Annotated in this window: 23 protein-coding genes; 11 read left to right on the top strand and 12 right to left on the bottom strand. The window is 69.9% G+C overall.

The annotated features are described in order from the left end of the window. Positions 1 to 11: 11 nt before the first annotated feature. The 3 genes from HFP15_RS04725 to HFP15_RS04715 form a co-directional block, all read right to left on the bottom strand. Positions 12 to 1,091 carry a GDSL-type esterase/lipase family protein gene (locus HFP15_RS04725; protein ID WP_210716720.1) on the bottom strand — a complete coding sequence of 360 codons (1,080 nt, stop codon included), beginning with the start codon at positions 1,089 to 1,091 and terminating at the stop codon, positions 12 to 14. Between the two features lie 11 nt (positions 1,092 to 1,102). Beyond that, entirely contained in the window at positions 1,103 to 1,324 is a 222-nt protein-coding gene (locus HFP15_RS44120; RefSeq protein ID WP_376768850.1) for a hypothetical protein, read from the bottom strand. Between the two features lie 121 nt (positions 1,325 to 1,445). Next, positions 1,446 to 1,763, bottom strand: coding sequence for an ATP-binding cassette domain-containing protein (locus HFP15_RS04715; protein WP_376768849.1), 318 nt, complete (start codon positions 1,761 to 1,763; stop codon positions 1,446 to 1,448). Positions 1,764 to 1,911: 148 nt separating this feature from the next. Between HFP15_RS04715 and HFP15_RS04710 the strand changes: the two genes are divergently transcribed. From HFP15_RS04710 to HFP15_RS04700, 3 genes are all read left to right on the top strand, one after another. Next, the gene (locus HFP15_RS04710) at positions 1,912 to 2,280 is read left to right on the top strand and encodes a hypothetical protein (protein ID WP_246271379.1); all 369 of its coding nucleotides are present in this window, start codon (positions 1,912 to 1,914) and stop codon (positions 2,278 to 2,280) included. A gap of 75 nt (positions 2,281 to 2,355) precedes the next feature. Continuing rightward, the gene (locus tag HFP15_RS04705) at positions 2,356 to 3,285 is read left to right on the top strand and encodes a DMT family transporter (RefSeq protein WP_168511794.1); all 930 of its coding nucleotides are present in this window, start codon (positions 2,356 to 2,358) and stop codon (positions 3,283 to 3,285) included. Beyond that, complete coding sequence (locus HFP15_RS04700) at positions 3,282 to 4,412, top strand: glycosyltransferase (protein WP_168511792.1); 1,131 nt, start codon at positions 3,282 to 3,284, stop codon at positions 4,410 to 4,412. The genes HFP15_RS04705 and HFP15_RS04700 overlap by 4 nt, the downstream gene beginning before the upstream one ends. Here HFP15_RS04700 and HFP15_RS04695 read toward each other — a convergent pair. Next, positions 4,375 to 5,829 carry an aldehyde dehydrogenase family protein gene (locus tag HFP15_RS04695; protein ID WP_168511790.1) on the bottom strand — a complete coding sequence of 485 codons (1,455 nt, stop codon included), beginning with the start codon at positions 5,827 to 5,829 and terminating at the stop codon, positions 4,375 to 4,377. The two genes, HFP15_RS04700 and HFP15_RS04695, sit on opposite strands and share 38 nt — an antisense overlap. A 51-nt stretch (positions 5,830 to 5,880) precedes the next feature. Between HFP15_RS04695 and HFP15_RS04690 the strand changes: the two genes are divergently transcribed. Both HFP15_RS04690 and polX read left to right on the top strand, forming a co-directional pair. After that, a complete protein-coding gene (locus HFP15_RS04690) occupies positions 5,881 to 6,495 on the top strand; it encodes an endonuclease (protein ID WP_168511788.1) in 615 nt (204 codons plus the stop codon). 33 nt (positions 6,496 to 6,528) lie between these two features. Beyond that, the gene (gene polX / locus HFP15_RS04685; RefSeq protein WP_168511786.1) at positions 6,529 to 8,253 is read left to right on the top strand and encodes a DNA polymerase/3'-5' exonuclease PolX; all 1,725 of its coding nucleotides are present in this window, start codon (positions 6,529 to 6,531) and stop codon (positions 8,251 to 8,253) included. On the opposite strand, the gene HFP15_RS04680 is transcribed toward polX, so the two are convergent. Both HFP15_RS04680 and HFP15_RS04675 read right to left on the bottom strand, forming a co-directional pair. Continuing rightward, complete coding sequence (locus HFP15_RS04680; protein ID WP_210716719.1) at positions 8,198 to 9,334, bottom strand: FAD-dependent oxidoreductase; 1,137 nt, start codon at positions 9,332 to 9,334, stop codon at positions 8,198 to 8,200. The two genes, polX and HFP15_RS04680, sit on opposite strands and share 56 nt — an antisense overlap. Before the next feature lie 25 nt (positions 9,335 to 9,359). After that, positions 9,360 to 10,727 (bottom strand): KamA family radical SAM protein, encoded by a 1,368-nt coding sequence (locus HFP15_RS04675; protein ID WP_168511784.1) that lies wholly within the window; start codon positions 10,725 to 10,727, stop codon positions 9,360 to 9,362. A 99-nt stretch (positions 10,728 to 10,826) separates the two neighbouring features. Here HFP15_RS04675 and HFP15_RS04670 point away from each other — a divergent pair, with 99 nt between their 5' ends. Genes HFP15_RS04670 through HFP15_RS04660 form a run of 3 tightly spaced genes read left to right on the top strand, consistent with a single transcriptional unit; the run spans position 10,827 to position 14,825 of the window. Beyond that, positions 10,827 to 12,419, top strand: a complete 1,593-nt coding sequence (locus HFP15_RS04670) for an amidohydrolase (RefSeq protein ID WP_312871462.1) — start codon at positions 10,827 to 10,829, stop codon at positions 12,417 to 12,419. 9 nt (positions 12,420 to 12,428) lie between these two features. Beyond that, positions 12,429 to 14,027 carry an apolipoprotein N-acyltransferase gene (lnt, locus tag HFP15_RS04665; protein ID WP_376768848.1) on the top strand — a complete coding sequence of 533 codons (1,599 nt, stop codon included), beginning with the start codon at positions 12,429 to 12,431 and terminating at the stop codon, positions 14,025 to 14,027. 24 nt (positions 14,028 to 14,051) lie between these two features. Continuing rightward, positions 14,052 to 14,825 carry a polyprenol monophosphomannose synthase gene (locus tag HFP15_RS04660; RefSeq protein ID WP_168511782.1) on the top strand — a complete coding sequence of 258 codons (774 nt, stop codon included), beginning with the start codon at positions 14,052 to 14,054 and terminating at the stop codon, positions 14,823 to 14,825. Between the two features lie 71 nt (positions 14,826 to 14,896). Here the strand turns inward: HFP15_RS04660 and HFP15_RS04655 are convergent, their stop codons facing one another. Both HFP15_RS04655 and HFP15_RS04650 read right to left on the bottom strand, forming a co-directional pair. Further along, positions 14,897 to 15,244, bottom strand: a complete 348-nt coding sequence (locus tag HFP15_RS04655) for an RNA polymerase-binding protein RbpA (RefSeq protein ID WP_168511780.1) — start codon at positions 15,242 to 15,244, stop codon at positions 14,897 to 14,899. 250 nt (positions 15,245 to 15,494) lie between these two features. Further along, positions 15,495 to 16,244 (bottom strand): thymidine kinase, encoded by a 750-nt coding sequence (locus tag HFP15_RS04650; protein WP_312871461.1) that lies wholly within the window; start codon positions 16,242 to 16,244, stop codon positions 15,495 to 15,497. A 223-nt stretch (positions 16,245 to 16,467) separates the two neighbouring features. Between HFP15_RS04650 and HFP15_RS04645 the strand changes: the two genes are divergently transcribed. Continuing rightward, complete coding sequence (locus HFP15_RS04645; RefSeq protein ID WP_168511778.1) at positions 16,468 to 17,154, top strand: transglycosylase family protein; 687 nt, start codon at positions 16,468 to 16,470, stop codon at positions 17,152 to 17,154. Here the strand turns inward: HFP15_RS04645 and HFP15_RS04640 are convergent. Beyond that, positions 17,151 to 17,939 carry a glycerophosphodiester phosphodiesterase family protein gene (locus HFP15_RS04640; protein ID WP_312871460.1) on the bottom strand — a complete coding sequence of 263 codons (789 nt, stop codon included), beginning with the start codon at positions 17,937 to 17,939 and terminating at the stop codon, positions 17,151 to 17,153. The two genes, HFP15_RS04645 and HFP15_RS04640, sit on opposite strands and share 4 nt — an antisense overlap. A gap of 66 nt (positions 17,940 to 18,005) precedes the next feature. Here HFP15_RS04640 and HFP15_RS04635 point away from each other — a divergent pair, with 66 nt between their 5' ends. Then, on the top strand, positions 18,006 to 18,389 hold the full coding sequence (locus HFP15_RS04635) for a hypothetical protein (RefSeq protein WP_376768847.1): 384 nt from the start codon (positions 18,006 to 18,008) through the stop codon (positions 18,387 to 18,389). 103 nt (positions 18,390 to 18,492) lie between these two features. Next, entirely contained in the window at positions 18,493 to 19,794 is a 1,302-nt protein-coding gene (locus HFP15_RS04630; RefSeq protein ID WP_168511776.1) for a flavin-dependent oxidoreductase, read from the top strand. A gap of 101 nt (positions 19,795 to 19,895) precedes the next feature. Here the strand turns inward: HFP15_RS04630 and HFP15_RS04625 are convergent, their stop codons facing one another. The 3 genes from HFP15_RS04625 to HFP15_RS04610 are packed head-to-tail and all read right to left on the bottom strand — an operon-like array spanning position 19,896 to position 23,549. Next, positions 19,896 to 20,852 carry a hypothetical protein gene (locus HFP15_RS04625; protein ID WP_210716717.1) on the bottom strand — a complete coding sequence of 319 codons (957 nt, stop codon included), beginning with the start codon at positions 20,850 to 20,852 and terminating at the stop codon, positions 19,896 to 19,898. Continuing rightward, positions 20,810 to 22,240 carry a bifunctional phosphatase PAP2/diacylglycerol kinase family protein gene (locus HFP15_RS04615; protein ID WP_168511771.1) on the bottom strand — a complete coding sequence of 477 codons (1,431 nt, stop codon included), beginning with the start codon at positions 22,238 to 22,240 and terminating at the stop codon, positions 20,810 to 20,812. Before HFP15_RS04615 ends, HFP15_RS04625 begins: the two co-directional genes overlap by 43 nt. A 28-nt stretch (positions 22,241 to 22,268) precedes the next feature. Next, a complete protein-coding gene (locus HFP15_RS04610; protein ID WP_168511770.1) occupies positions 22,269 to 23,549 on the bottom strand; it encodes an MFS transporter in 1,281 nt (426 codons plus the stop codon). Positions 23,550 to 23,560: the final 11 nt, after the last annotated feature.

Genomic DNA, 23,560 nt, shown 5'->3' with positions numbered 1-23,560 from the left:
CGCAGGCCCGCTTACCGGGGCGCGGCCAGCGACGCCGCGGGATGCAGCTTCCCGTCGGAACCGGACAGGCACGCCGCGGACACGGTGGCGCTCGCGAGGAACTCGGTAAGACACCGGCCGATCTCGGCTTGCCCGTTCGCGTTGGGGTGGAACGATTCCTGTAGTGCGTGCGAGGCGCGCTGGGCGTCGGCGAGGTCGTTGAGCTGGAGCGTCAGCCTGCTGAACCATTCCTTGCCCGGGTCGGCGCCGCCGGTGCACGCCTCGTGCCCGAGCCCGGCGCGCGAGAGATCCAGGAAGCGTGCCCCGGTCTGGGCGGCGGCCCGTGCCATGCCGGCGGACAGCGCGGGCACTCCCTGGTCGCGCATCCACCGCAGGTCCTCTGTCCGAAAAGGACACCCGTTGAGGTTCTGCAGGTTCGCCGGGATGTCCGGGCTGATCGGGGAGGCGTAGGACTGCAGCACCAGCTGGTAGTCCTCGGGCAGGTAACCGGCCTGCGCCAGCACCTTCTTCACATCGGTGACGGCCGCGACCACCTTCGGCACCATCGCGTCGACACGCGACTGCCACGTGGTTTTGATCGCCGTGTTGCACGGCACGTTCCCGGAGACGAACCACGACTGGAAACAGTCCGAGACGAGTTCGGAGAAATGCGGATCGTCGTTGGCGCCCACCGCGATCACCACCGCGGCCACCCGGTGATTGCGGACGAGCGCGGCGAGTTGCCCCGCCTGGGACGGTTCGCCGTACTGCTTGACGTCGCCGAGCGCGACCTGTTCGGCGTTGGCTCCCGAACACGCCAGATTCACCTTCGCCGCGATACCGGGCACGTCGGTTTCGAACACCGCGGCGTTGGGTGAGCGGTGGCACCAGTCGCCGTTGGTGCCGTTGGTGTCGGCGGTGTAGTCGCCCGCGCCCTCGCCGGAAAGGGTGCTGTCCCCGACGGTGACGATCGTGAGCGGGCCGGTGCCCGGCGGACCTGGCCGCCGCGGCGGCGCGGGTGGGTTTCCGGGCCCGGAGAAGACGAAGACGGCCACCAGCCCCATCACGAGCAGCAGCGCACCGCCGCCGATCCACCACCGATATCTTCGCATCCCCACAGAGTTTACGGATTCGGCGCGGCAACCAAGATCACGCCGCCGAGTTGTTGCGGCCCGAAGGACACCTCGCCCGGATACCGGCCGGAAAGCCCGCCCACGCCAAAGATTTCCAGCAGTTCCGCGACGCGCTCGCCGATATCGTCGCGGGAACCGCCGAGCCGCAGCGGCAGCGCGACGTTCTCCGCGACGGTCAGGTCCGGGGCGAGGCCCAGCGCCTGGGGGAGCACCGCGCACGCCTCCCACGGCGGCGCGTCGTCGAGCAGAGCTCCAGCCCGCGCAACACCTGCACGTCACCGCTGGGATGCGCGAAACGACGCCGCAGCTGGTGCGCGGACAACGCGGCGGTAATCATCCGATCCCCTCCACTCGCCCGTCGCGCAGCCACGCGACGCGGGTGCTGAGTTCGATCAGCCGGTCGTCGTGGGACGCGACGAGCACGGCGAACTCCCGCTCCGCGAGCCGGCGCAGTGTCTCCAGCACGAGATCGGCCGAGGCGGTCGAGAGTTCCCCAGGCACGCAGGTGCGGCGCGCGGACTGCGCGGCGGCACGCAGGTTGTCCGCGACGGTGAGGTCGTCCAGCAGGTTCTCCGACGGGTTCTGGAACACCAGGCCCAGCCGCTCGCGCCGCAGTGCACGCCGCCCGGAATGGCGCAGCCCGCCGGTCACGAGCCGGACGTTACCCCGATCGTGTGCGATACAGGCGGAACGTGCCGAATTGTTGCGCAGCGTCGGGATTCGCGCTGGTTTCGACCAGCCGGCGGGGTGGAATCCGGGGACCGGGAGTGCGATCGTGGAGCGGGGAAGGGACGCGCGGATGATGAGTGAACAGATCAACGGAAAAGGCGCGCTTTGCCGGTTCTGCGGACGCCCACCGCGGCCAGGTCAACACCGGGCGCCGGGCCCACAGGGACCCATCTGCACCGACTGTCTGGAGGCGGGCCTGGTCCTGGTGCGCGACGGCCGGGAACGGCGCAGCCTCGGCGGAACCGGGCTGGCCAGGCTGACCGCCGTCAGCGACGACGCATGCGAGTTCTGTGGTCGCCGCGAACGCCGTTCCTTCCTCGGTTTCCACCGCAGGCTGGCCAGGATGAGCTGCCCGCAGGCGCAGGCCGTGATCTGCGCCGACTGCCTCAACCGGGGCGGCGAGCTGATCAACAAGTTCCTGCGGCAACGCGCACACTGAGTGTTCACCCGCAGGTATTCCGACGCGAGTAAGGTCTCGGCCGGACACGCCGCGTGAGGAGAAGGTGGAGGGCACATGGCGTCGGCCGGCACCTCGTTGTTGCTGGCGGTACCGGCGGCTGTCGCGGGCGCGGCGAGCATGGGGCTCGCCAGCGCCGCCCAGGCGCGTGCCACCAAGGAGGTCGAGGTCAGCCGCATCCTCGACCCGGGGCTGCTGCGCGGCCTGGCACACCGGCCGCTGTGGCTGATCGGCATGGTCGCCACCGGCGCCGGGCTCGCGCTGCAGCTGGTGGCGCTGGCCTACGCGCCGCTGCTGGTGGTGCAGCCGCTGCTGATCACCTCGCTGATCTTCGCCGGCGCGTTCTCCGCGCGGCTGGAACGCCGCAGCCTCGACGGGGTCATGGTCGTGGGCTCGCTGATCTGCATCGCGGGCCTGAGCGTGTTCCTGATGCTCGCGCGCCCGAGCGGCAACGCGGACGACTTCGCCGAGGGCACCAAACCGCTGCCGCTGGTGATCGTGCTCGGCCTGCTCGCGCTGATCGCGCTGGTGGTGTCCACGCTCAGCCACGGTTCGGCACGGGTGCTGGGCCTGGCCGTGGCCACCGGGGTGCTCTACGGCGTCACGGCGGGCCTGATGAAGATCGTCGCCGGGCAGGCCAGAAGCGGCCTGGGTGAACCCTTCCAGAGCTGGACACTGTACGTGGTGTGCGTCGTCGGGCCGATGGGTTTCCTGTTGTCGCAGAACACGTTCCAGCAGGGCCGGTTCCTGACCCCGGCGCTCGCCGTGATCACCGCGCTCGATCCGCTCGTCGGGGTCGCGATCGGCGTCTGGTGGATGGGGGAGACCGCCAACACCGCGCCACTCGCGCTCGCCGGTGAGGGCATGGCGGGCGCACTGATCATCGTGGGCATCGTGCTGCTGTCCAGCCGGGCGTCGCATCTGGCCCGCGCCCAGTCCACATCGGACGAGCTGCTCGACGGGAATGCTTCGGAAAGGGCGGTATGAAAAGGGTGCTGATCGTCTCGGCGGCGATGGGTGAAGGCCACAACGCGACCGGGAGGGCACTGCAGGACGCGGTGCGCCGCCTCTGGCCGGAGGCGACGGTCGGGTGGCTGGATGCGCTCGACGTGATGGGCGCGGGGGTGGGCCCGCTGTTCCGCTGGATCTACGTCTCCAACGTGCGGCGCACGCCGTGGCTCTACGAGTTCTTCTACCGGTCGCTGTGGCGGATGCGCTGGTTCGCCGAAGCGTCGAAACGGTTCGTCGGCGTGTGGTGCGGGATCCGGCTGAATCGCAAGATCCGCGCTTTCCAGCCGGACCTGGTGCTGTCCACCTATCCGCTCGGCACGGCGGGGCTGGACTGGCTGCGCCGCCACGGCAGGCTCGACATGCCCGTCGGCGCATGGATCTCGGACTTCGCGCCGCACCCGTTCTGGGTCTACGGCGCCATCGACCTCAACCTCGTGATGCACGAGTGCGCCGTGCCGCCCGCGCTGAAATGCGTGCCCGGCGCGAACGTCGCGGTGTCCGCGCCGCCGGTGCGCGAGACGTTCCGGCCCGGCGACCGCGACACCGCGCGGCAGAAACTGGGGCTGCCGCCGGACGCGTTCATCGCGCTGGTGTCCTGCGGTTCGCTCGGCTTCGGCGATGTGGAGGACGCCGCGCGCGAACTGCTCGACGCGCATCCGGACGTCGTGCCCGTCGTGGTGTGCGGTCGCAACACGCGACTGCTGGAGCGGCTGCGGCCGCTGGCCGAGCGGGATCCGCGGCTGCGCCCGCTGGGGTGGACCGACGAGATGCCCGCCTACACGGTGGCGGCGGACGTGGTGGTCACCAACGCCGGCGGCGCGACCGGGCTGGAAGCACTCGCCTGCGGCCGCCCCGTGCTGATGCACCGTCCGATCGCGGCGCACGGCCGCGCCAACGCCGCGCTCATGCAGGACGCGGGTCTGGCCATGGTGTGCGAACGGGACGGCGAACTCGCCTCGGCGGTGCGGGCGCTGATCGCGCAGCCGAGCCGGTGGAAGGAGATGGCGGAGGCCGCGACCCGGCACTGCGAGGCGACCGGGGAGCTGACCGACGGGCTGCTGGCGCTCATATCGGCAGCTCGCGAGCGGAGTGCTGCACGCTGACCCAGCGGTCGGTGGTGAACTCCTCGATCGCCCAGTCCCCGCCGAACCGGCCGATGCCCGAGGCCTTCTGCCCGCCGAACGCGGTGTTGGGCTCGTCGTTGATGGTCGTGTCGTTGACGTGGGTCATGCCGGCGACCACCTCGAGCGCGAACCGCACACCCCGTTCGGCATCCGCCGTGAACACCGCGCTGGACAGGCCGTACTCGGTCGCGTTGGCCAGTTCCAGCGCATGCCGCTCGTCGCGGGCGCGCAGCACGGTCGCGACGGGCCCGAACACCTCTTCGGCGGCCACGGGCACGTCGGCTTCGGCGGTCAGCACGTGCGCGGGCAGCACCTGCCCCGACGGTTCACCGGACACCAGCAGGTTCGCCCCGGCCTCGACCGAGCGCGTGATCTTGTCGCGCACGCCGTCCAGCTGTTTCGGGTTGATGATCGGCCCGATCCCGGTGTCGGCGTCCCGCGGGTCACCGGCCTGGAGATCGCGCGCACGCTTGACGATCCGCTCGACCAGGTCGTCGTGCACCTGCTCGTCGGCGATGATCCGGTTGGTGGCCATGCACACCTGGCCCTGATGGAAGAACGAACCGAACATGGCCGCATCGGCCGCGCGGTCGAGGTCGGCGTCCTCGAGCACGACCAGCGGCCCGTTGCCGCCCAGTTCCAGCGACAGCTTCTTCAATGCCGCCGTCCGCGCGATGTGCTCGCCGACCGCGGTCGATCCGGTGAACGACACGACCCGCGCGTCCGGATGCGACACCAGCGGATCGCCGACCGTGCCGCTGCTGCCGACGACGACGTTGAGCAGCCCGGGCGGCAGCCCGGCCTCCTCGTAGATCTTCGCCAGCAGCAGCCCACCGGTGACCGGCGTGTCGCCCGCCGGTTTGAGCACCACGGCGTTACCGACCGCGAGCGCGGGCGCGACCGACCGGTTGGACAGCTGCATCGGGAAGTTCCACGGGCTGATGACCGCGACCGTGCCCACCGGCTGCCGGTACACCCGGTTCTCCTTGCCGCCGATCAGGGCCGAGGGCAGGATGCTGCCGCTCATCCGGGCCGGGTAGGACGCCGCATCGAGCATGACGGCCCGCACCGCCAGCCACTCCCATTCGGCGCGCGGCCGGATCGCCCCGGCCTCGGCGATCAGCCAGTCGATGATCTCCTCACGCCGGTCCTCCATGACCCGGGCGGCGCGGTGGAACACCTCGGCCCGTTCGAAAGCGGGCAGTGCCGCCCACGCCGGTTGCGCGGCCTTCGCGGCGGCGTAAGCGTCCTCGACGTCGCCCGCGGACGCGAGCGGGATCTCGGTCAGCGTGCCGCCGGTGTAGGGGTCGGTGTCGGTGGCGGTCTTCCCCGCGCGCCCCGGCCGCCAGTCGCGGCCGATGGGCATGCGGTCGAGACCGGTGTAAACGCTAGACATGACTATCGGCTACCCGGTGTCGCCGGGGGCGAATCGGGGTAGTCCCGGCCCATGGCTGACGTGAAACGGCTGCTCAAGGAGGCCGGCCAGACCTACGCGGCCGAGGCGGGCATCAAACTGGCCGACACGCCGTCGCAGCTGTACCGGCTGCTGGTGCTGTCGGTGCTGCTGTCCGCGCCGATCCAGGCGAAGGTCGCCGTCGCGGCCGCGCGTGAGCTGAACAACGCGGGCATGGGCACGCCGAAACGCATGGCCGAGGCGAGCTGGCAGGACCGGGTCGACGCGCTGGGCCGGGGACATTACGTGCGTTACGACGAAAGCACCGCCACCGCACTCGGCGACGGCGCGCGATTGCTGCTGGACAAGTACTCCGGCGACCTGCGCAAGCTGCGCGAGCAGGCCGCGGACGTCAAGGCGCTCAAGGAAAAGCTGCGGGAAGTGCCGCGGCTGGGCCCGGTCGGGGTGGACATCTTCTGCCGCGAGGCCCAGCAGGTGTGGCCCGAGCTGCGGCCCTACTTCGACGGCAAGGCACGCAAGGGCGCCGAGAAACTCGGCCTCAGCGCGCAGGACCTGCCCACCCTGGTCGGCGAGAACGACTACGCGCGCCTGTCCGCGGCGCTCGTGCGCGCGGGCCGGGACAAGAAGCTGGCCGCCCTCGTCAGCTGACCCAGCTCGCCGGCGCGTCCTAAGCTGAGGGCCATGGCCCGCTCGAACGACGAGGTCGCGGCGTTGCTCCAGGAGTACGCCGACCTGCTCGCGATCACCGGCGGCGACCGGTTCAAGGCGCGCGCCTATGAGAAGGCCGTCCGCGCCGTCGCGGGGTATCACGGCGACATCGCCGGGCTCGACATCAAGCAGCTGCGTGCGATCCCCGGCGTCGGCAAGTCCATCGCCGACAAGATCGGGGAGTACTTCGAGCACGGCAGCGTGCAGGCCATCGAGGAGGTCCGTGCCCGGATCCCGGCCGGGGTGCGGCAGCTGATGGCGATCCCGACCCTCGGCCCGAAGAAAGCCGCGCAGCTGCACCACGATCTCGGGATCTCCTCCATCGAGGAACTGGTCGACGCGATCCACCACGAGCGGCTGCGTGACGTGAAGGGATTCGGGCCCAAAACCGAGCAGAACATCCTGCACGGCGTCGAGCTGATGCAGCAGGCCGGGGATCGCGTGCTCATCAACGTGGCGATGGACCTGGCGGAGGAGATCGTGACCGGGCTGGCCGCGGTCACCGGCTGCAGCCGCTGCACCTACGCCGGCTCGCTGCGGCGTTTCCGCGAAACCATCGGCGATATCGACATCCTGGCCGCAGCCGAGAATCCCGGTCCGGTGATGAAGGCGTTCCGCGACCTGGACCTGGTCGGCGAGGTGATCGCGGGCGGCGAGAAGAAGACCTCGATCCGCACCACCAAGGGCCTGCAGGTCGATCTGCGCGTCGTGCCGCCGCAGGCGTGGGGCGCGGCGCTGCAGTACTTCACCGGCTCCAAAGGCCACAACATCCGCACCCGCGAGATGGCCGTGCACGCAGGCCTCAAGCTCTCCGAGTACGGCATCTTCGACGTCGAAACCGGCGACCTCATCGTGTCGGAGACCGAGGAGGAGGTCTACCGGCGACTCGGCCTGCCCTGGATCCCGCCGACGCTGCGCGAGGACCGCGGCGAGATCGAGGCCGCGCAGCGCGACGAGCTGCCGGAACTGGTGACCGAGCGGGACATCCGCGGCGATCTGCACACCCACACCGATCTCACCGACGGCGTGTCGTCGCTGGAGGACATGGTCGCAACCGCCGCGGCCCGCGGCTACGCCTACTACGCGGTCACCGACCACGCGCCGAACCTGGTCATGCAGCGCATGTCCGACGACAAGATGCTGGCGCAGCGCGAGCAGGTGCGCGAACTGGCCGCGCGGTATCCGAAACTGACCCTGCTGCACGGCACCGAGCTCAATATCGACGCCGACGGCGAGGTCGACTGGGGCCCGGACTTCCTCGCCGGGTTCGACCTGTGCGTGGCGTCGGTGCATTCGTCGTTCACGCAGCCGCGCGAGCAGATGACGCGGCGGCTGGTGCGGGCGTGCGAGAACCCCTACGTCAACATCATCGGCCACCCCACCGCGCGCCTGATCGGCCGCCGCCCGCCGGTCGACGCCGATCTGGACGAGCTGTTCCGCGCGTGCGCCCGCACCGGCACCGCCCTGGAGATCAACTCGTTTCCCGACCGCCTCGACCTGCGCGACGAGCACATCCTGTGGGCCAAGCAGCACGGCGTGAAGTTCGCGATCAACAGCGATTCGCATTCGACGACGCACCTGGCGGCGATCCGCTACGGTGTGGGCACCGCCCAGCGGGGCTGGCTCACCAAGGACGACGTGATCAACACCTGGCCGTTGTCCCGGCTGAAGAAGTTCCTCCGCAAGGGCCGCGCCTGACTTCGCCCGCCAGCGGGGTGTCCCAGTCCAGCTGTGCGGCGAGTTCGTCCTCGCTGACCGGCTCCCGCCGGCGCGGCACCGTGCTTGTCGCACCTGCCGTCATGCGGGCACTGTTCGCGATGTTGTGCTCGACGCGCGGCCGCCGCGCCCGCTCGTAGGTCTCGAACGGTGACGCCGAATCCCGCAGTGCCTTCGCCAGTACGACCGCGTCCTCGAGCGCCATCGACGCGCCCTGGCCGGTCGCGGGGGAGGCGGCGTGCGCGGCGTCGCCGACCAGCAGCGTCCGGCGGGTGGACCAGCGCGCGACGGAGGGCACGTCGCGTGCGTCCGTCGCGAGCACCGGACCGCTGGTGGCGGCGACGATGTCCGCTGCGGGTGTGGCGTCCGGGCGCAGCAGGTCGAGCAGCCGGTGCCGGTCGACGGCGCTGTTCTCCTCGGCGTGCACCCGGCCGAACCACGACGTCTCACCGCCGGGGGAGACGGCATACCCGAAGGCCACGGCGCTGCCGCGCACCATCACGATCCGCTCCTGCTCGTGCGGTGGCGTCCCGGCTTCGGTGTAGCCGTAGAACACGCGCTGACCGGCGTACCGCGGCGCGGCAGCCGGGGCCACAAAGGACCGTACGGCGGAGTTGAGCCCGTCCGCGCCGATCAGCAGCTCGCCGCTCGCCGTGCTGCCGTCGCCGAAGCGCACCGTCACGTCCACATCGGACTCCACGACGGCTTCGACGCGTTTGCCGTGGTGCAGCGGGATTCCCCGGCGGACCGTCTCGGCCTGCAGCAAGCCGCACAGCTCGGCCCGGCGCAGGCACCGGTAGCCCGGCAGGGGCGCGGTCGCGGCGGTCTCGCCGTCGCTGGTGAGCACCTGCATGCTCGTCAGCGGAAAACCCGCGCCGGCGACGAGGTCGTCCGCGTCGAACTGCGCGAGTGCGGTGATGCCGTTGCGCGCCAGCGTCAGGAACGCGCCGGCGTCCTCGCCGGTGTCGGCGTGGCCCTCGAACACGGTGGCCTGGAAACCCGCCTTGTGCAGCGCGAGTGCGACGGCGGGGCCCGCGATACCGCCCCCAGCGATCAGGATCACGAGCCCCGACCCTAACGCATCCGGCTCAGCCGGCCTCGCCTTTCCACCACAGCCTGCCTTCCGCGGGCAGCGTGGAGATCGGGTCGTAGTAGGGGTAGTGGCGCCGCAGCGCGTCAGGGTCCTCGTGCTCGATGCCCGTGCGGTAGTTCTTCGTCCAGTAGGAGATCCCGCGCACCCGGTCGTACTCGGCCAGCTGGTGCACCCACCGTTTGCCGACGTAGGGCACGTCGCACACGATGCGCGGCGTCGCGTAGCCGGGCAGGTAACCCATGATCGCGTGCTGCAGCTCCTGCGCCTCCCAGACGGCCACCCGCCAGTGCTCGGCGTTGGGGATCATGTCGCACAGGTAGAAGTAGTACGGCAGGATCCCCGCCTCGCCCTGCAGCGCGAAGCACAGGTCCAGCAGCGCGTTCGGGGTCGCGTTCACGCCCCGCATCAGCACGCCCTGGTTGCGCACGTCGCGCACGCCGACGTCGACCGCGGTCCGCGCGGCCTCGGCGACCAGCGGGGTGACCGAGCGGGCGTGGTTGACGTGCGTGTGGATCGCCAGGTTCACGCCTCGCCGCTGGGCGGTGCGGGCGACGCGTTCCAGGCCCTCGACCACCTTGGGCTGCAGCCAGTGCTGCGGCATCCCCGCCAGTGCCTTGGTCGCGAGCCGGATGTCGCGCACGGTCTCGATGGCCAGCAGCCGCATCAGGAACGCCTCGAGCTGATGCCACGGCACGTTCGCCACATCGCCGCCGGAGACCACCACGTCCCGCACCCCCGGCGTGGCGCGCAGATAGCCGATCATGGCGTCCTGCCGGTCTGCCGGTTTGAGCGTGAGCCGGTGCTTCTCGACCTGCTCGGTGGAATTGCCGACGAGATCCATCCGTGTGCAGTGCCCGCAGTACTGCGGACAGGTGGACAGCAGTTCGGCGAGCACCTTGGTGGGATAGCGGTGGGTCAGGCCTTCCACGACCCACATCTCGGCCTCGTGCAGCGAGTCGCGCTCCGAATGCGGATGACTCGGCCACTCCGGGTCGCGGTCGCCGCGCACGGGCAGCATGTAGCGGCGGACGGGATCGGCGTAGAACGCCTCCGTGGAGCCGGCATCCATCGTGTTGAGCATCTGCGGCGGCAGCAACATCGACATCGTGGCGCGTTCGCGCTGGTCATCGGCCAGATCCTGGAAGAACCGCTCATCGACGAGGTCCCCGAGCACGGCCCGCAGCTGCCGGATGTCGCGCAGGCAGTGGACGCGCTGCCACTGCGCGTCGCGCCACTGGGCCTCGGTCACCGCCCGCCAGCCCGGGAAGCGCCGCCAGTCCGGTTCGACCAGCTCCTTCCGGGTGTACACGTAGGGCTGGTCGAGGGTGTCGGTGGATGAGCCAGCTTCCTGGATCGCAGTCATCTTGACTCCTTGGCGGCCGATCTGCGTAAGAATCTCCCGTCTATGCGACAATACGATGTAAATATTCCTGTCGCATAGCGATCGTGCAGACTCGACACCGTGAACGACACGACGCTGCTGCTCGGCGGGCGGATCCACTCGCCGAGCTCGCCCGACGCCACCGCGATGGCGGTCACCGGCGACACCGTGGTCTGGGTCGGACAGGACGGCCCCGGCCGGGCCCTGCATCCCGAAGCGGAGGTCGTGGATCTCGACGGTGCCTTCGTCGCCCCCGCCTTCGTCGACGCCCACGTGCACGCGACCGCCACCGGCCTGCACCTGTCCGGACTCGACCTGACCGGCGTCCGCGACGCCGGCGGCCTCCTCGCCGCCGTACGGTCGGCCGTCCGCCCCGGCGAGGTGCTGATCGCGCATGGCTGGGACGAGACGACCTGGACCAGCCCCCGCCTGCCCAGCCGCGCCGAACTGAACGAGGCCGCGGGTGGCGCCGCCGTCTACCTGAGCCGGGTCGACGTGCACTCCGCGCTCGCCTCCAGCGCGCTCGCGGACGCCGCCTCCGGCGCCGAGGGCTGGTCGCAGGACGGCCCGCTCACCCGCGAGGCCCACCATCACATCCGTGCGGCCGTCCGTGCCGGGATTTCCGCCGAACAGCGCCGCCGCGCCCAGGACGCCTTCCTCACCCGCGCCGCTGAACGCGGGATCGTCAGCGTCCACGAATGCGCCGGGCCTGACATCTCGGGCGAGGACGACCTCGCCGCTCTCCTGGCGCTCGCCGCCGAACCCGGACGGCCGGAGGTGGTGGCCTACTGGGGCGAACGCGACGCGCTCACCCTCGCCGAGCGCCACGGCCTGCGCGGCCTGGCCGGTGACTTCTTCGTCGACGGCGCCCTCGGCTCGCGCACCGCCGCGCTGCACGAGCCCTACACCGACCAGCCCGGCACCACCGGCAGCCGCTACCTCGACGCCGAGGCCATCGCCGAGCACCTCGTCACCTGCACCGAAGCCGGACTGCAAGCCGGCTTCCATGTCATCGGCGACGCCGGCGTGACCGAGGTCGTGCGCGGTTTCCAGCTCGCCGAGAAGGCCGTCGGCCAGCGGGCCCTCGCCGCCCGTGGGCACCGACTGGAACACCTGGAGATGGTGGACGCCGACCAGGCCGCGCTGCTCGCCGGCTGGGGCGTCGCGGCCTCCATGCAGCCGCAGTTCGACGCGCTCTGGGGCGGTACGGACGGCATGTACGCGGCCAGGCTCGGCGTTCGCGCGGCCGGGCTCAACCCCTTCTCGACGCTCGCCGCGAAGGGTGTCGTGCTGGCCTTCGGCTCGGACAGCCCGGTCACCACGCTCGAACCGTGGGCGGCCGTCCGCGCCGCCGTGCACCACCGGACAGCCGGCTTCGGCCTGTCCGCACGCGCCGCGTTCAACGCGCACACCAGGGGAGGCCATCGCGCCGCGGGCGTCAACGACGGCCTCACCGGCAGCCTCGTGCCCGGCGCGCCCGCCCACTACGCGATCTGGGAGGCCGCCGATCTCGTCATCGCCACCCCGGACTCACGGGTGCAGCGCTGGTCCACCGACCCGCGTTCCCGGGTGCCCGCGCTGCCTCCGCTCGATCCCGGCGCACCGCTTCCCACGTGCCTGCGCACCGCCCGCGCGGGACGGGTTCTCTACGACGTGCTCACACCGGCCGCCTAGAGTTGAGCGGTGGCCATAACCGCCCCGGAGACCCAGGCGAGGAAAACCCCGAAGCGCGTGCGAGCGTGGCGGCCGTGGCTGCTGCGCCTGGTGGCGGCCGCCGCGTCGGGCGGCGTGTTCTACCTGAGCTTCGCGCCGCGTCCACTGTGGTGGCTCGCGCCGCTCGGGTTCGCCGGCTTCGGTTTCGTGTTGCGGGGACGCCGCTTCTGGGGCGGTCTCGGTTACGGGTTCGTCTTCGGACTCGGCATGTACGTGCCGTTGCTGTTCTGGGTCCAGGACTTTCTCGGCCGGGATTTCGGCCCGGCGCCCTGGCTCGCGTTGTCCGCGGCGCTCGCCCTGTACCTCGGCATCGGCGGGGCGCTGTGCACCGTCGTGGCGCGGCTGCGCGGCGCGCCGGTCTGGATGGCGCTGGTGATCATGGCGACCGAGACGCCGCGCTCCTGGTTCCCGCTCGGCGGCTTTCCGTGGGGCCGCGTCGCGTTCAGCCAGCCCGACGGCGCGTTCGTGCCGCTGGCCTCCATCGGCGGCGCCCCGCTGGTGGGCTTCGTGGTCGTGCTCACCGGGTTCTCGCTCACCGCGCTGCTGGTCCGGCTGCGGCAGCGGGCCTGGCGGCCGCTGATCGCCCCCGCCGCCGCGATCGTCGTGCCGGTCGTCGCGGGGCTGGCGCTGTGGCCGACGATCGGCACCTCCGCCCAGACCGGCAGCCTGACCGTCGGCACCGTCCAGGGCAACGCGCCCGACATCGGGATCAGGCTGATGCAGCAGTCGGCGGAGATCGCGGCCAATCACCTCGCCCAGAATGCCCGCCTCGCCGAGCAGATCCGCACCGGCGCCGTGCCGAAACCCGATCTGGTGGTCTGGCCGGAAAGCGCCATGGAGCTGACCGACGGCGGCGACCCCAGGATCGGCCAGGCGGTCGCCCAGATCGGCGTGCCCGCCCTCATCGGCGCGCTGAGGTGGAGTGGCGCGGACAGCCACCCGCAGAACACCGAGACGGTGTGGGACCCGAAGACCGGCCCGGGGCAGCGGTACGCGAAACAGCAGCTGGTGCCCTTCGGCGAGTTCATCCCGGCCCGCGCGATCGCCACCTGGTTCACCCCGTTCGTCAGCGACACCTACGACATGCGGCCCGGCAACTCACCCGCCGTGCTCGACGTCGCCGGCACCCGGGTGACCACGCCGATCTGCTACGAGATCGCCTACGACTACGTCAGCCGCGAAGGCATCGACGACGGCGCCCAGCTGATCGTGCTGCCGACCAACAACGCCTGGTTCGGCCACGGCGAGATGACCTACCAGCAGCTGGCCATGGCCCGGTTCCGCGCGGTCGAGCACAGCCGCGCCGTGGTCGTGTCGGCCACCAGCGGGGTGAGCGCGCTCGTGGCGCCCGACGGCACGATCATGCAGTCGACCAGCCAATACACCGCCGCATCCCTGGTCGGGCGCGTGCCGTTACGGCAGACGACTACGCTGTCGGATCGACTCGGTGCGTGGACCGAGTACGGCCTGGTCGGGGCGGCGCTCGTCGCGGTGCTGATCGGGTACGTGCGGATAGGGCGCACCCGGCGCACGAGCGCCAAATACGAGGCAGAGACCGTGGCGGGATGAGGACTCCCGCCGAGGGAGGAACGGATGGCGCAGGCGCCGCGGGCAGCACGACCGATTGAGCCGGTCCTGGTGGTGATCCCGACCTACAACGAACGCGAGAACCTCGCGCCCATCCTGCGCAGACTGCACGAGGCGCTGCCGAACGTCCACGCGCTCGTGGTCGACGACGGCAGCCCCGACGGCACCGGAGAGCTCGCGGACAAGCTCGCGGCCGACGACAAGCGGATCCAGGTCATGCACCGCACCGAGAAGGCCGGCCTCGGCGCGGCCTACGTCGCGGGTTTCCGGTGGGGCCTGGAGCGTGACTACGCGACGATCGTCGAGATGGACGCGGACGGCTCGCACGCGCCGGAGGACCTGCCACGCATGCTCGAGGCGCTCACCGACGCCGACCTGGTGCTCGGCTCCCGCTACGTACCGGGCGGCAGCGTCGTGAACTGGCCGCTGCGCCGCGAGATCCTCTCGCGCGTGGCCAACATCTACTCGCGGCTGGCGCTGGGCTGGAAGATCAACGAGTACACCGCCGGGTTCCGCGCCTACCGCCGTGAGGTGCTGGAGAAGCTGCCGCTGGACGAGATCGCCTCGCGCGGTTACTGCTTCCAGATCGACCTCGCCTGGCGCACGCTGCAGTCCGGGTTCGAGGTCGTCCAGGTGCCGATCACCTTTACCGAACGCGAGCTGGGTGAGTCGAAGATGAGCGGCGCGGTCATCCGCGAGGCGATGCTGCGCGTCGGCATCTGGGGCACCAAGCACCGGCTCCAGCAGGTGCGGAACCTGGTGCTGCGGCGCGGCAGGTAACCGCAGACAGCAGAAGGCCCCCGCGGCGGGAGGACGCGGGGGCCTACTGTTTCGTGGCGGGAAAGCGTCAGCTACGCCGACCGGGTCGTTCGCCGGCCCTTCAGCTCGGCGAGACGCTCGTTCAGCAGGTCTTCCAGCTCTGGGATGGAACGCCGCTCCAGCAGCATGTCCCAGTGCGTGCGCGGTGGCTTGACCTTCTTCTGCTCGGGCTGGGCGCCATCCACGATCTCGGACTCGCTGCCGTGCAGCCGGCACTCCCACACCGCGGGGATCTCGGCGTCGTCGGAGAACGGCACCTCGAACTCGTGGTTCTTGGGGCACGCGTATCGCACCGTACGGCGCGGCGCGAGGTCGTGGTTTCGGTCGGTCTCGTAGCTGACCGCTCCCAGCCGGCTTCCACGGAGTACACGGTCGGCCATGATGACGTCCTTTCAGTCGGCTCTGGGGTTGAGAGCCAGGGTGATGCTCACCCTATGCAACGACGGTCGGTGCCCGGTGATTCCCGGACGAACATGTCGTCGCTCACGATGAGCGCACTCACCCCTCGGGCAACAGCTTCCACCACAGGGACACGGCAAACGTCTCTTAGTGACGCCGTTTTGCCCTTCTTCTTGGGATAATCCCCCAGTCGGGCTATCGGATGACGGTATTTCGCCCCGCTAACGACGTTCAACCGAGACGTAGTTGGCCGTGGGGTACGGCCACCGGCCCAAGATCGCCGAGCCGGAAATGGCGGCGGCACAATACTTGATAACGCAAAGTAGTGATTTCGGGATCCGGCTGTAACGAGGTTGCATCTTCAACAACGCTGGGAGAGGTGTCCGCCACAACGACCGTATCCCCCTCGCGGAGGACCTCGCCGTCGAGCACGCGGGCGTTGAACCGGCCCGGGGCCCCGCACCAGCACAGCACCTCGACCTGAACCGGCTGCAGCTCGTCGGCGAGTTCGAACAGCCGCCGCGCCCCGGGAAACAGCTCGCCGCGGAAGTCGGTGGCGATGCCGAAGCAGTACACGTCGATCCCGACCTCGTCGGCCAGTTCCGCGAGTTGCTCGGCCTGCTGCGGGGACAGGAACTGTGCCTCGTCGACGATCAGGTAGTCCACCTGCTCGCCGGCCACCCAGTACTCACGGATCAGCTGCCGGAGATCGGCCTCGGCGCCGACCTCCACCGCCTGGCGCGCGATGCCGATCCGGCTCGTGATCCGCGGCGCGCCGGAACGGTCGTGCCGGACCAGCAGCAGGCCGCGGCGGCCCTGTCTGGCGTGGTTGTGGTTGATCTGCAGAGCCAGCGTCGACTTCCCGCAGTCCATCGGGCCGTAGCGGAAACGGAGCATCCCGCGGACCGGGGCGCGGCGTGCGGCGGGAACGGAGGACAGGGCATCGCCCGGATCGGGACTGTCGGCGGAAAGCGAGGTCACGACGCCCGAGCCTAGCTCTCCCTTGATCGGGTGAATTGGCAGGAGATCGACTTCGGACGTGCCGATGACTGGGGAGTGCCGCCGGGGGAGCGGGCCGGTGGGCCTACCGGCAGTTTTTCGGGCAATCGGCGTGTCGTTTCCAGGAGTGAAGCATGATCCATGTGATTCTGTTGAGTTTGATGTGACTCTTGTGGTTGATGGGTCACATCCTTACTGTGCTCGCATGATCCACAACCGGCTAAGACCCGTGGCCAGAGCCGCCGTCAGACTCGTGCTGGTCGCGGCCGTCGCGTTGGGAGCCCAGGTGATCACGAGCACGACCGCCTCGGCGGACCCCAGTGCGACGACCTGGCTCAAGCTGCGGATGTGTGAATCCAGCAACCGCTACACCGTCAACACCGGCACCGGTTACTACGGCGCATACCAGTTCGACCTGCCCACGTGGCGCAGCGTCGGCGGCCAGGGCAGGCCGGACCAGGCCAGCCCGGCGGAACAGGACTTCCGCGCCCTCTACCTCTACCGCATGCGTGGCTGGCAGCCCTGGGAGTGCGGCGGCATGCTCGGCCTGCGCGACGACGGGGACGCGCGCAGCAAGCGCGCCCCCAGCTACGCCGAATCGGCCTACATCGGCGGTGGCTCCGCGCCCGCACCCGCTCCGGCACCCGCACCACCACCGGTCATGGCACCGTGGCCCGGCGTCGTCTACGCCTACGGCGATTGCGCGCCCGCGCTGCGGACCTGGCAGCTGCGGATGAACGCCTACGGCTACGGCTTCGAGGGAACCGGCTGCTACTACGGCAAGACCCAGCAGGCGGTGCTCGATCTGCAGCGCGCCAACGGGATCAACGACTCCGGACGGCTCGGCCCCAAGACGTGGAAGGCCGCGTGGCAGGGGACCGCTCCGCGCTAGGCGGCCCAGGCGCCGCGCTCGATGAGCACTTCGCGAAGCAGGTCCGGGCGGTCGGTGACGACGCCGTGCACGCCGAGGTCGAGCAGGGTGCGCATCTGGTCCTGATCGTCGATGGTCCAGGTGTGCACCTCGACGCCGGCGCGCGCGGCGGTGCGCAGGAACGAGCGATCGACCACGGTCAGCCCGCCCTGTTTGACCGGTACCTGCGCCATGGCGCCGCGGCACAGGAAGCCCAGCCGCAGCCAGGGTGCCCAGCCGTTGGCCCACAGCACGGCGGCCGATCGAGGTCCCATCGAGGTGATCAGCTTGGGTCCGGCGAGCTTGCGGATCCTGGCCAGGCGCGCGTCGGAGAACGCGGCCGCCGCGACGCGCTCGTAGGCGCCCATGCGTTCGATCGTGCGCAGAAAGGGTGCGACGGCCCGATCGGACTTGACGTCGATGTTGAACCGCGCCTCGGGCAGTTCCTCGAGCAGGTCCTCCAGCCGTGCGACGGGTTCACGCCCGCTGACCTTCGCCCGCCGCACCGCCGACCACGTCTGTGTCGCGATTGGACCGTGCGCATCGGTGGTGCGATCGAGAGCGGCGTCGTGGTGCACGACGACGACGCCGTCGGAGGTGGCGTGCACGTCGGTTTCGAGGTACTGGAACCCCTCGGCGACGGCGCGGCGGAAGGCTGACAGGGAGTTCTCCATGCCCTCGAGGGCGTCCAGATGCCACCCGCGGTGGACGAACGCCCGGGGGAAGGCGCCGGCGAGGTACGGGTGGTTGCTTTGCGCGGTCTGCACCCGACCAGTGTGCGGTATCGGCGTGGCCACGTCATGAGCGCGCGGTTGCCGGTTAGGGTCGTGCCCGTGAGCGAAGCGGTCGAGACACTGAAAGCGTCACGTGACGTTTTGGAGGGGATACCGCGGAACGTCGCGCCGCAGCACTGCGGCTGGTGCGGGCGACGTCTTGAACAGGCCGTCGCCAAGGGGAGGAGGCGACGGTACTGCGGGCAGTCGTGCCGTCAGCGTGCCTACGAGCGCCGTGCCGCCGTGCAGCGCAGCGGCCTGCCCGAGGACGCCGTGGTGCTGTCCGACGCCGAGCTCACCGCGCTGCAGGACAGGTTGTTCCAGCTTCGCTGTGCCGCCGAGGACGTCGTGACAGCCGCCGACGACGGCGCGGAGACGGCGGAGTTGCGGAGGATGGCACAGGAGCTGGCCGCCACGGCGCAGGACCTGGAACGGCTCCGCTGAACGCGCCCGACGCTCGGGAACAGCAGCGCGGGAGAAGTAACGCGTTCCTTGATCGGGGCGACCTCGATGCGAGGTGTCTGCTCGCCGCACGAAGGGACGCACCATGAAGGTCGTGATCGTCGGGGGCGGCATTGGTGGCCTGAGCCTGGGCCTGTCGCTGTGCGCGGCCGGCCTCGAGGACATCGACATCTACGAGTCGGCGCCGGTTGTTCGCGAACTGGGTGTGGGAATCAACGTCCTGCCCCACGCGGTCAGGGAACTCACGGAGCTCGGACTTCAGGACGAACTCTCCCAGATCGGCGTGGCGACCGCGGACTTCACCTACTATTCGAGGCTCGGGCAGCGGATTTGGCACGAGCCACTGGGGATCGCGGCCGGTTATCGCTGGCCACAGCTTTCGATTCATCGAGGCGAACTGCTTGGCGTTCTGCACCGAGCTGTACTCAAGCGCCTTGGCCCGGACCGAATCCACACGAACCACCATTTCTCCCGTTTCGGCTACCGGGAGGACGGCGGTGTCTGGGCCGAATTCGTCGGGCGGGATGCCGAGCGAGTCGTCGCGCGCGCCGAGTCCGACCTTCTGGTGGGCTGCGACGGTATTCACTCCAGCGTTCGAAACGCGCTCTACCCGGAGGGCGATCCTCTTCGCTGGAGCGGCGTGATCATGTGGAGAGGCGTGAGCCAGGGGAGGCCGTTTCTTTCCGGGCGCTCGATGGTGAACATCGGTTCGAGCAAACGGCGCACTGTGGTCTATCCGATCTCTCGGTCCCAGGATGAGCGAAGCTCGTCAGTGATCAACTGGGTCGCGACCTGCAAGGTGTCGGCATCGGAGATGCCGCCGCAGGACTGGACATATGTCGCGCAGCGAGAAGAAGTCCTCAAGACCTTCGCTGACTTCACGTTCGACTTTCTGGACGTCGTCCGACTCATTCGTGATGCCGAGGCGATCTACCAGTATCCCATGGTGGACAAGGACCCACTTCCATCCTGGGACTTCGGACGCGTGACCCTGCTGGGCGATGCCGCCCATCCGATGCATCCGGTCGGCGGCAACGGCGCATCCCAAGCGATCCTCGACGCGCGCGTTCTCGCCCGCGAACTCGCGCTGCGGCAGACGATTGAAGCCGGTGTCTCCGCCTACGACAGCCAACGCCGGCCGGCAACGGCCGCGGTCGTCCGGTCGAACCGGAAGGCGGGCCCGCACCGCTGTCAGGACCTCGTGGAGGCGCGCGCACCCGAGGGATTCAAGGACATTCTCGACGTCATGACGCGCCAGGAGCTCGAAGCAATCGCCGACGACTACAAGCTCGTCACCGGATCAGAGGTCGAGCGCCTGAACAGCCGGGAGTCGTTGTCCGTCACAGCGCTGGCCGCATCCGAATCCGACGTGTCCGGCGCACGCTGATCGGATGACCACCGGCTGCCGCGCGCGTGCGATCGAGGCCCGCCCCTCTCCTGCTGACAGCCTCCCCCGAGTGCCGATAATGTACATTATGTTAAGTAACGTCAATCCGTCATCAACCTGTTGGCGGACGCCACCAGCAGCTCGGCCCTGCTCCGGATGAACGATGAGAAGTCATCATGAAACAGACTGGACGGGCATATCGCGTGCTCGAGGATGCGGTCAACCTCTGACTCGGGCATCTTGGCCCGGTAGATACTCGGAGCCACGCCGCCCAAGATCTTGTTGTCTCCGGCGGAGATCATGGCGAAATTTGCGAGGACGCTCGCGGCCCCGCCGTCGATCTCGCGTTTCGCCAAGAATGCTTGCGGCATCAGATGGTGGAACTCGGACCGGTTGAAGGCCGAGAGCACGTCCGACAGCGAGACTTGCTCCCCTGACACAAAGCTCAAAGGCGCCGCGTTCACTAGCAGGAGCACGAAAGTCTTGGTGTCGACAGCGGACACGGAGAATTTCTTCTCAAGGAAGAAGTCGCCCTCCAGGTTGACAGAAACGTCCGCAAGCGCGGAGGGTTTGCCTTCGCGCAGCTTAAGCGCTTCCTCGATGTCCCGTTTCAGATTTCGGAGGACGCCTGCACTGAACCGACGCGAAAAGAATGAGCGCCACAGCCACCTCATCAGAACGTTGCGCTGCGCATCCGTTACGTTTCTGGTTTTTCCGTTCTTATGCGCGAAGAAGACGCAGAGCGGTACCAGTGCGGAGGGATACGGAAGGTTGGTCAGCTTCTCCACACGCAAGTTGTTGCGGACGAAACGGCTGCCCGAGATCAAGGCCCCGACACTCGTCATCCGCGGCCGCCGGGACCCGTTCTTCCCGGTCGGCAACGGCGAGGCCATCGCGCGCGAGATCCCTGGGGCACGGCTGCTCGTCCTCGAGGAAGCCGCCACTGCGATCCCCGATGCGGCAGCCTGCGAGATCGCCGAGGTGATGCGGTCGTCGGGTAGAGCACGACGCTCGGTCAGCCCGGCCGGTACACCGTCAGCGCGCGCGGCAGTTTGCACACCGTCACCTCCGGTGCCACGCGCGCGAACTCGCCGTCCACGGTCAGCCGGAGGTCGCCTTCCGGTGCACTGATCTCCACTGTCGAGGCGAACGTGTTCTCGTACGGGCTGCACCAGCGCAGTGTCCCGGTGACCATCGCCAGCACCACCCGGGTGCGGCAGAACGGCCGCTCGGCGTCGATGATCCGCACGTCCAGCCGACCGTCGTCCAGCCGGGGCCGGTTCGCCGGGGCGAAACCCGTTGGCAGATAACCGCCGTTGCCCGCGAACACCATCCACACGCGACGGTGGCGGCCGTCGATGACGAGGTGCTGCGGCTGCGCGCGCCGCAGCAGGTGCACGAGACCGATGACCATGGCGGGCCACTTCCCCACCCGCCGCTCCCACTTCTCCCGGTAGCGCACGAGGTCGGTGTACAGACCGGTGCTGCACGTGTTCACGAACACCTGCTCGCCCGCGCAGCCCACGTCCACGGCGACCGCGGTCCCCGCCCGCAGCGCGTCCACGGCCTCTTCGGCGGTTTCGACTCCCAGGTCCCGGGCGAAGTGGTTGAGCGTGCCCGCCGGAATCGCCAGCAACGGCAGCCCGTACTCGATCGCGGTCTTGGCCGCGACGTTGATCGTGCCGTCTCCCCCGGCCGCGCCGAGCACCCGCGCCCGGCGCGCGGCTTCGGCCAGGACCTTCGCGAGATCCGTTTCGTCGGGCGGGCGGACGATCTCGGCGTCGGGCAGCCGCTCGGCCAGCACCTGCCGCACGTCCTCCCCCGCGCTTCCGGCACCCGAGTTGACCACGATCACCACGCCCTCCCCGGTAGGCGAGGCGACGGCGTCGGCGGCTCCTGCGGCGGCGGGCCCGGGCAACGTGGTCGGCCACCACCACGTGGTCAGCACGCCGGCGCCCAGCCCGAGCGCGGCACCGGCGACCACGTCGGAGGGATAGTGCACGCCGGCCGCGACACGTGAGGCGGCCACCCCGGCGGCGAGCAGCCCGATCGGCGCCGCCAGTGCGGGCCATTCGAGCCCCACCCCCGTCGCGAAGGCCGCCGCCGAGGCGGAGTGCCCGGACGGGAAGGACGTCGTGACCGGCATGCGGCGATGACGCGGCACGACCGGCATCAGGTGCGCCGGCGGGCGCGGGCGGCGCACCGCCTTCTTGCTGACGACGTTGGCGCCGAAGCTGGCGACGCCGACTGCGATCATGCCCCGCAGCGCCGCGCGCCGCGCCCGGCGTTCGCCCGACGCGGCGAGCAGGCCCGCGATGCCCCACCACAGTCCCGCGTAGTTCGCGCTGTGCCCCAGGGCGGGCAGCACCCGCGTGACCAGCGGCGATTCGTGCGTGGCGGCCTTGCGGAGGATCCGATGGTCGGCCTTGCGCAGTTTTCGCCTCATATCGCGGCAGCCTACGGAAAAGCCGGCCTCACAGCGCGAACGCCACGACGACGAGCGCGCCCAGAACCGCGGCGCTGGCAAGGAAAGCCGACTGCGGGGCGGCGGCCGCCAGCGCGGCGAGCCCGACGGCGCCACCGACCTGGCGCGCCGCGTTGAGCAGTCCCGACGCCAGGCCGGCGTCGTCGCTGGCCGCTGAGGACGTGACCGTCGCGGTAACCGGAGTCATGAGCAGCCCGAGTCCGCCGCACATCAGGATCGCCGGACCGAAGACGGTGGCCAGGTAGCCACCGGGAGGGGTGAGTCCCTGCCACACGAAGCCCGCGGCACCGATGACCGCACCCGCCACGACGAGCGTGCGAGTGCCGAGTCGGCGGCGCAGCCACGGTGCCGACCGCGAGCCCACGATGATCGCGAGCGTGTGCGGGAGGAAGCCAGCCCCGGTTTCCAGCGCGTTGTAGTGCAGCGTGTTCTGCATGTACAGCGACAGGAAGTACCACATGGTGATGAATGCGGCACCCATCAGCAGCATCGCGAACGTTCCGGCGGAGATGCCGCGCACCCGGAACAACCGCAGCGGCATCAGCGGTGCCGGCGACCGCGCTTCGACGACCAGGAACAGGGCCAGCAGGGCGAGCCCGATCACCAGCCACGGCCACGGATGCTCGATCCCATAGACCAGTGCCGTTCCGCCGACGGTGACCAGGACCGCGCCCGGCACGTCGAGCCGCCGTCGTTCCGCGATCGGGCGGCTCTCGGTGAGCACCGGTGCGGCGAGCGCGATCGCGACCGCGCCGATCGGGACGTTGACGAGCAGGATCGAGCGCCACGACAGGTACTGGGTGAGCACGCCGCCGACAAGTGCTCCCGCCGCCCCGCCCGCCGCGCCGACGGCCGTCCAGATGCTCAGTGCCCGGGCACGGTCGTCGGGATCGGTAAAGGTGGTGCTGACGATGGTGAGGGTCGCCGGGGCCAGCACCGCCGCACCCAGTCCTTGCACCGCGCGGGCCGCGATGAGCAGTCCGGCGGTGCCGGCCAGTCCCCCGGCGAGGCTCGCGGCGGAGAACACCCCGAGCCCCAGCAGGAAGATCCGCTTGCGGCCGTAGAGGTCGGCGATGCGGCCGCCGAGCAGCAGGAACCCGCCGAACGCGAGGGCGTAGGCGTTGACCACCCACTGCAGCCCCGGCGCGCTGAAGCCGAGACTCGCCCGGATCGACGGAAGTGCGACGTTCACGACCGAGACGTCGAGGATGACCATGAACTGGCCGGCACAGGTGAGGAAGAGGACGAGATTGCCCGGTTTTCTAGACATGCCGCCATACT

It is taken from the genome of Amycolatopsis acididurans (assembly GCF_012328925.1).
GTDB lineage: Bacteria > Actinomycetota > Actinomycetes > Mycobacteriales > Pseudonocardiaceae > Amycolatopsis_E > Amycolatopsis_E acididurans.
Note: the sequence above shows the minus strand (reverse complement) of the source record. Positions and strands in the feature narration are given on the sequence as shown.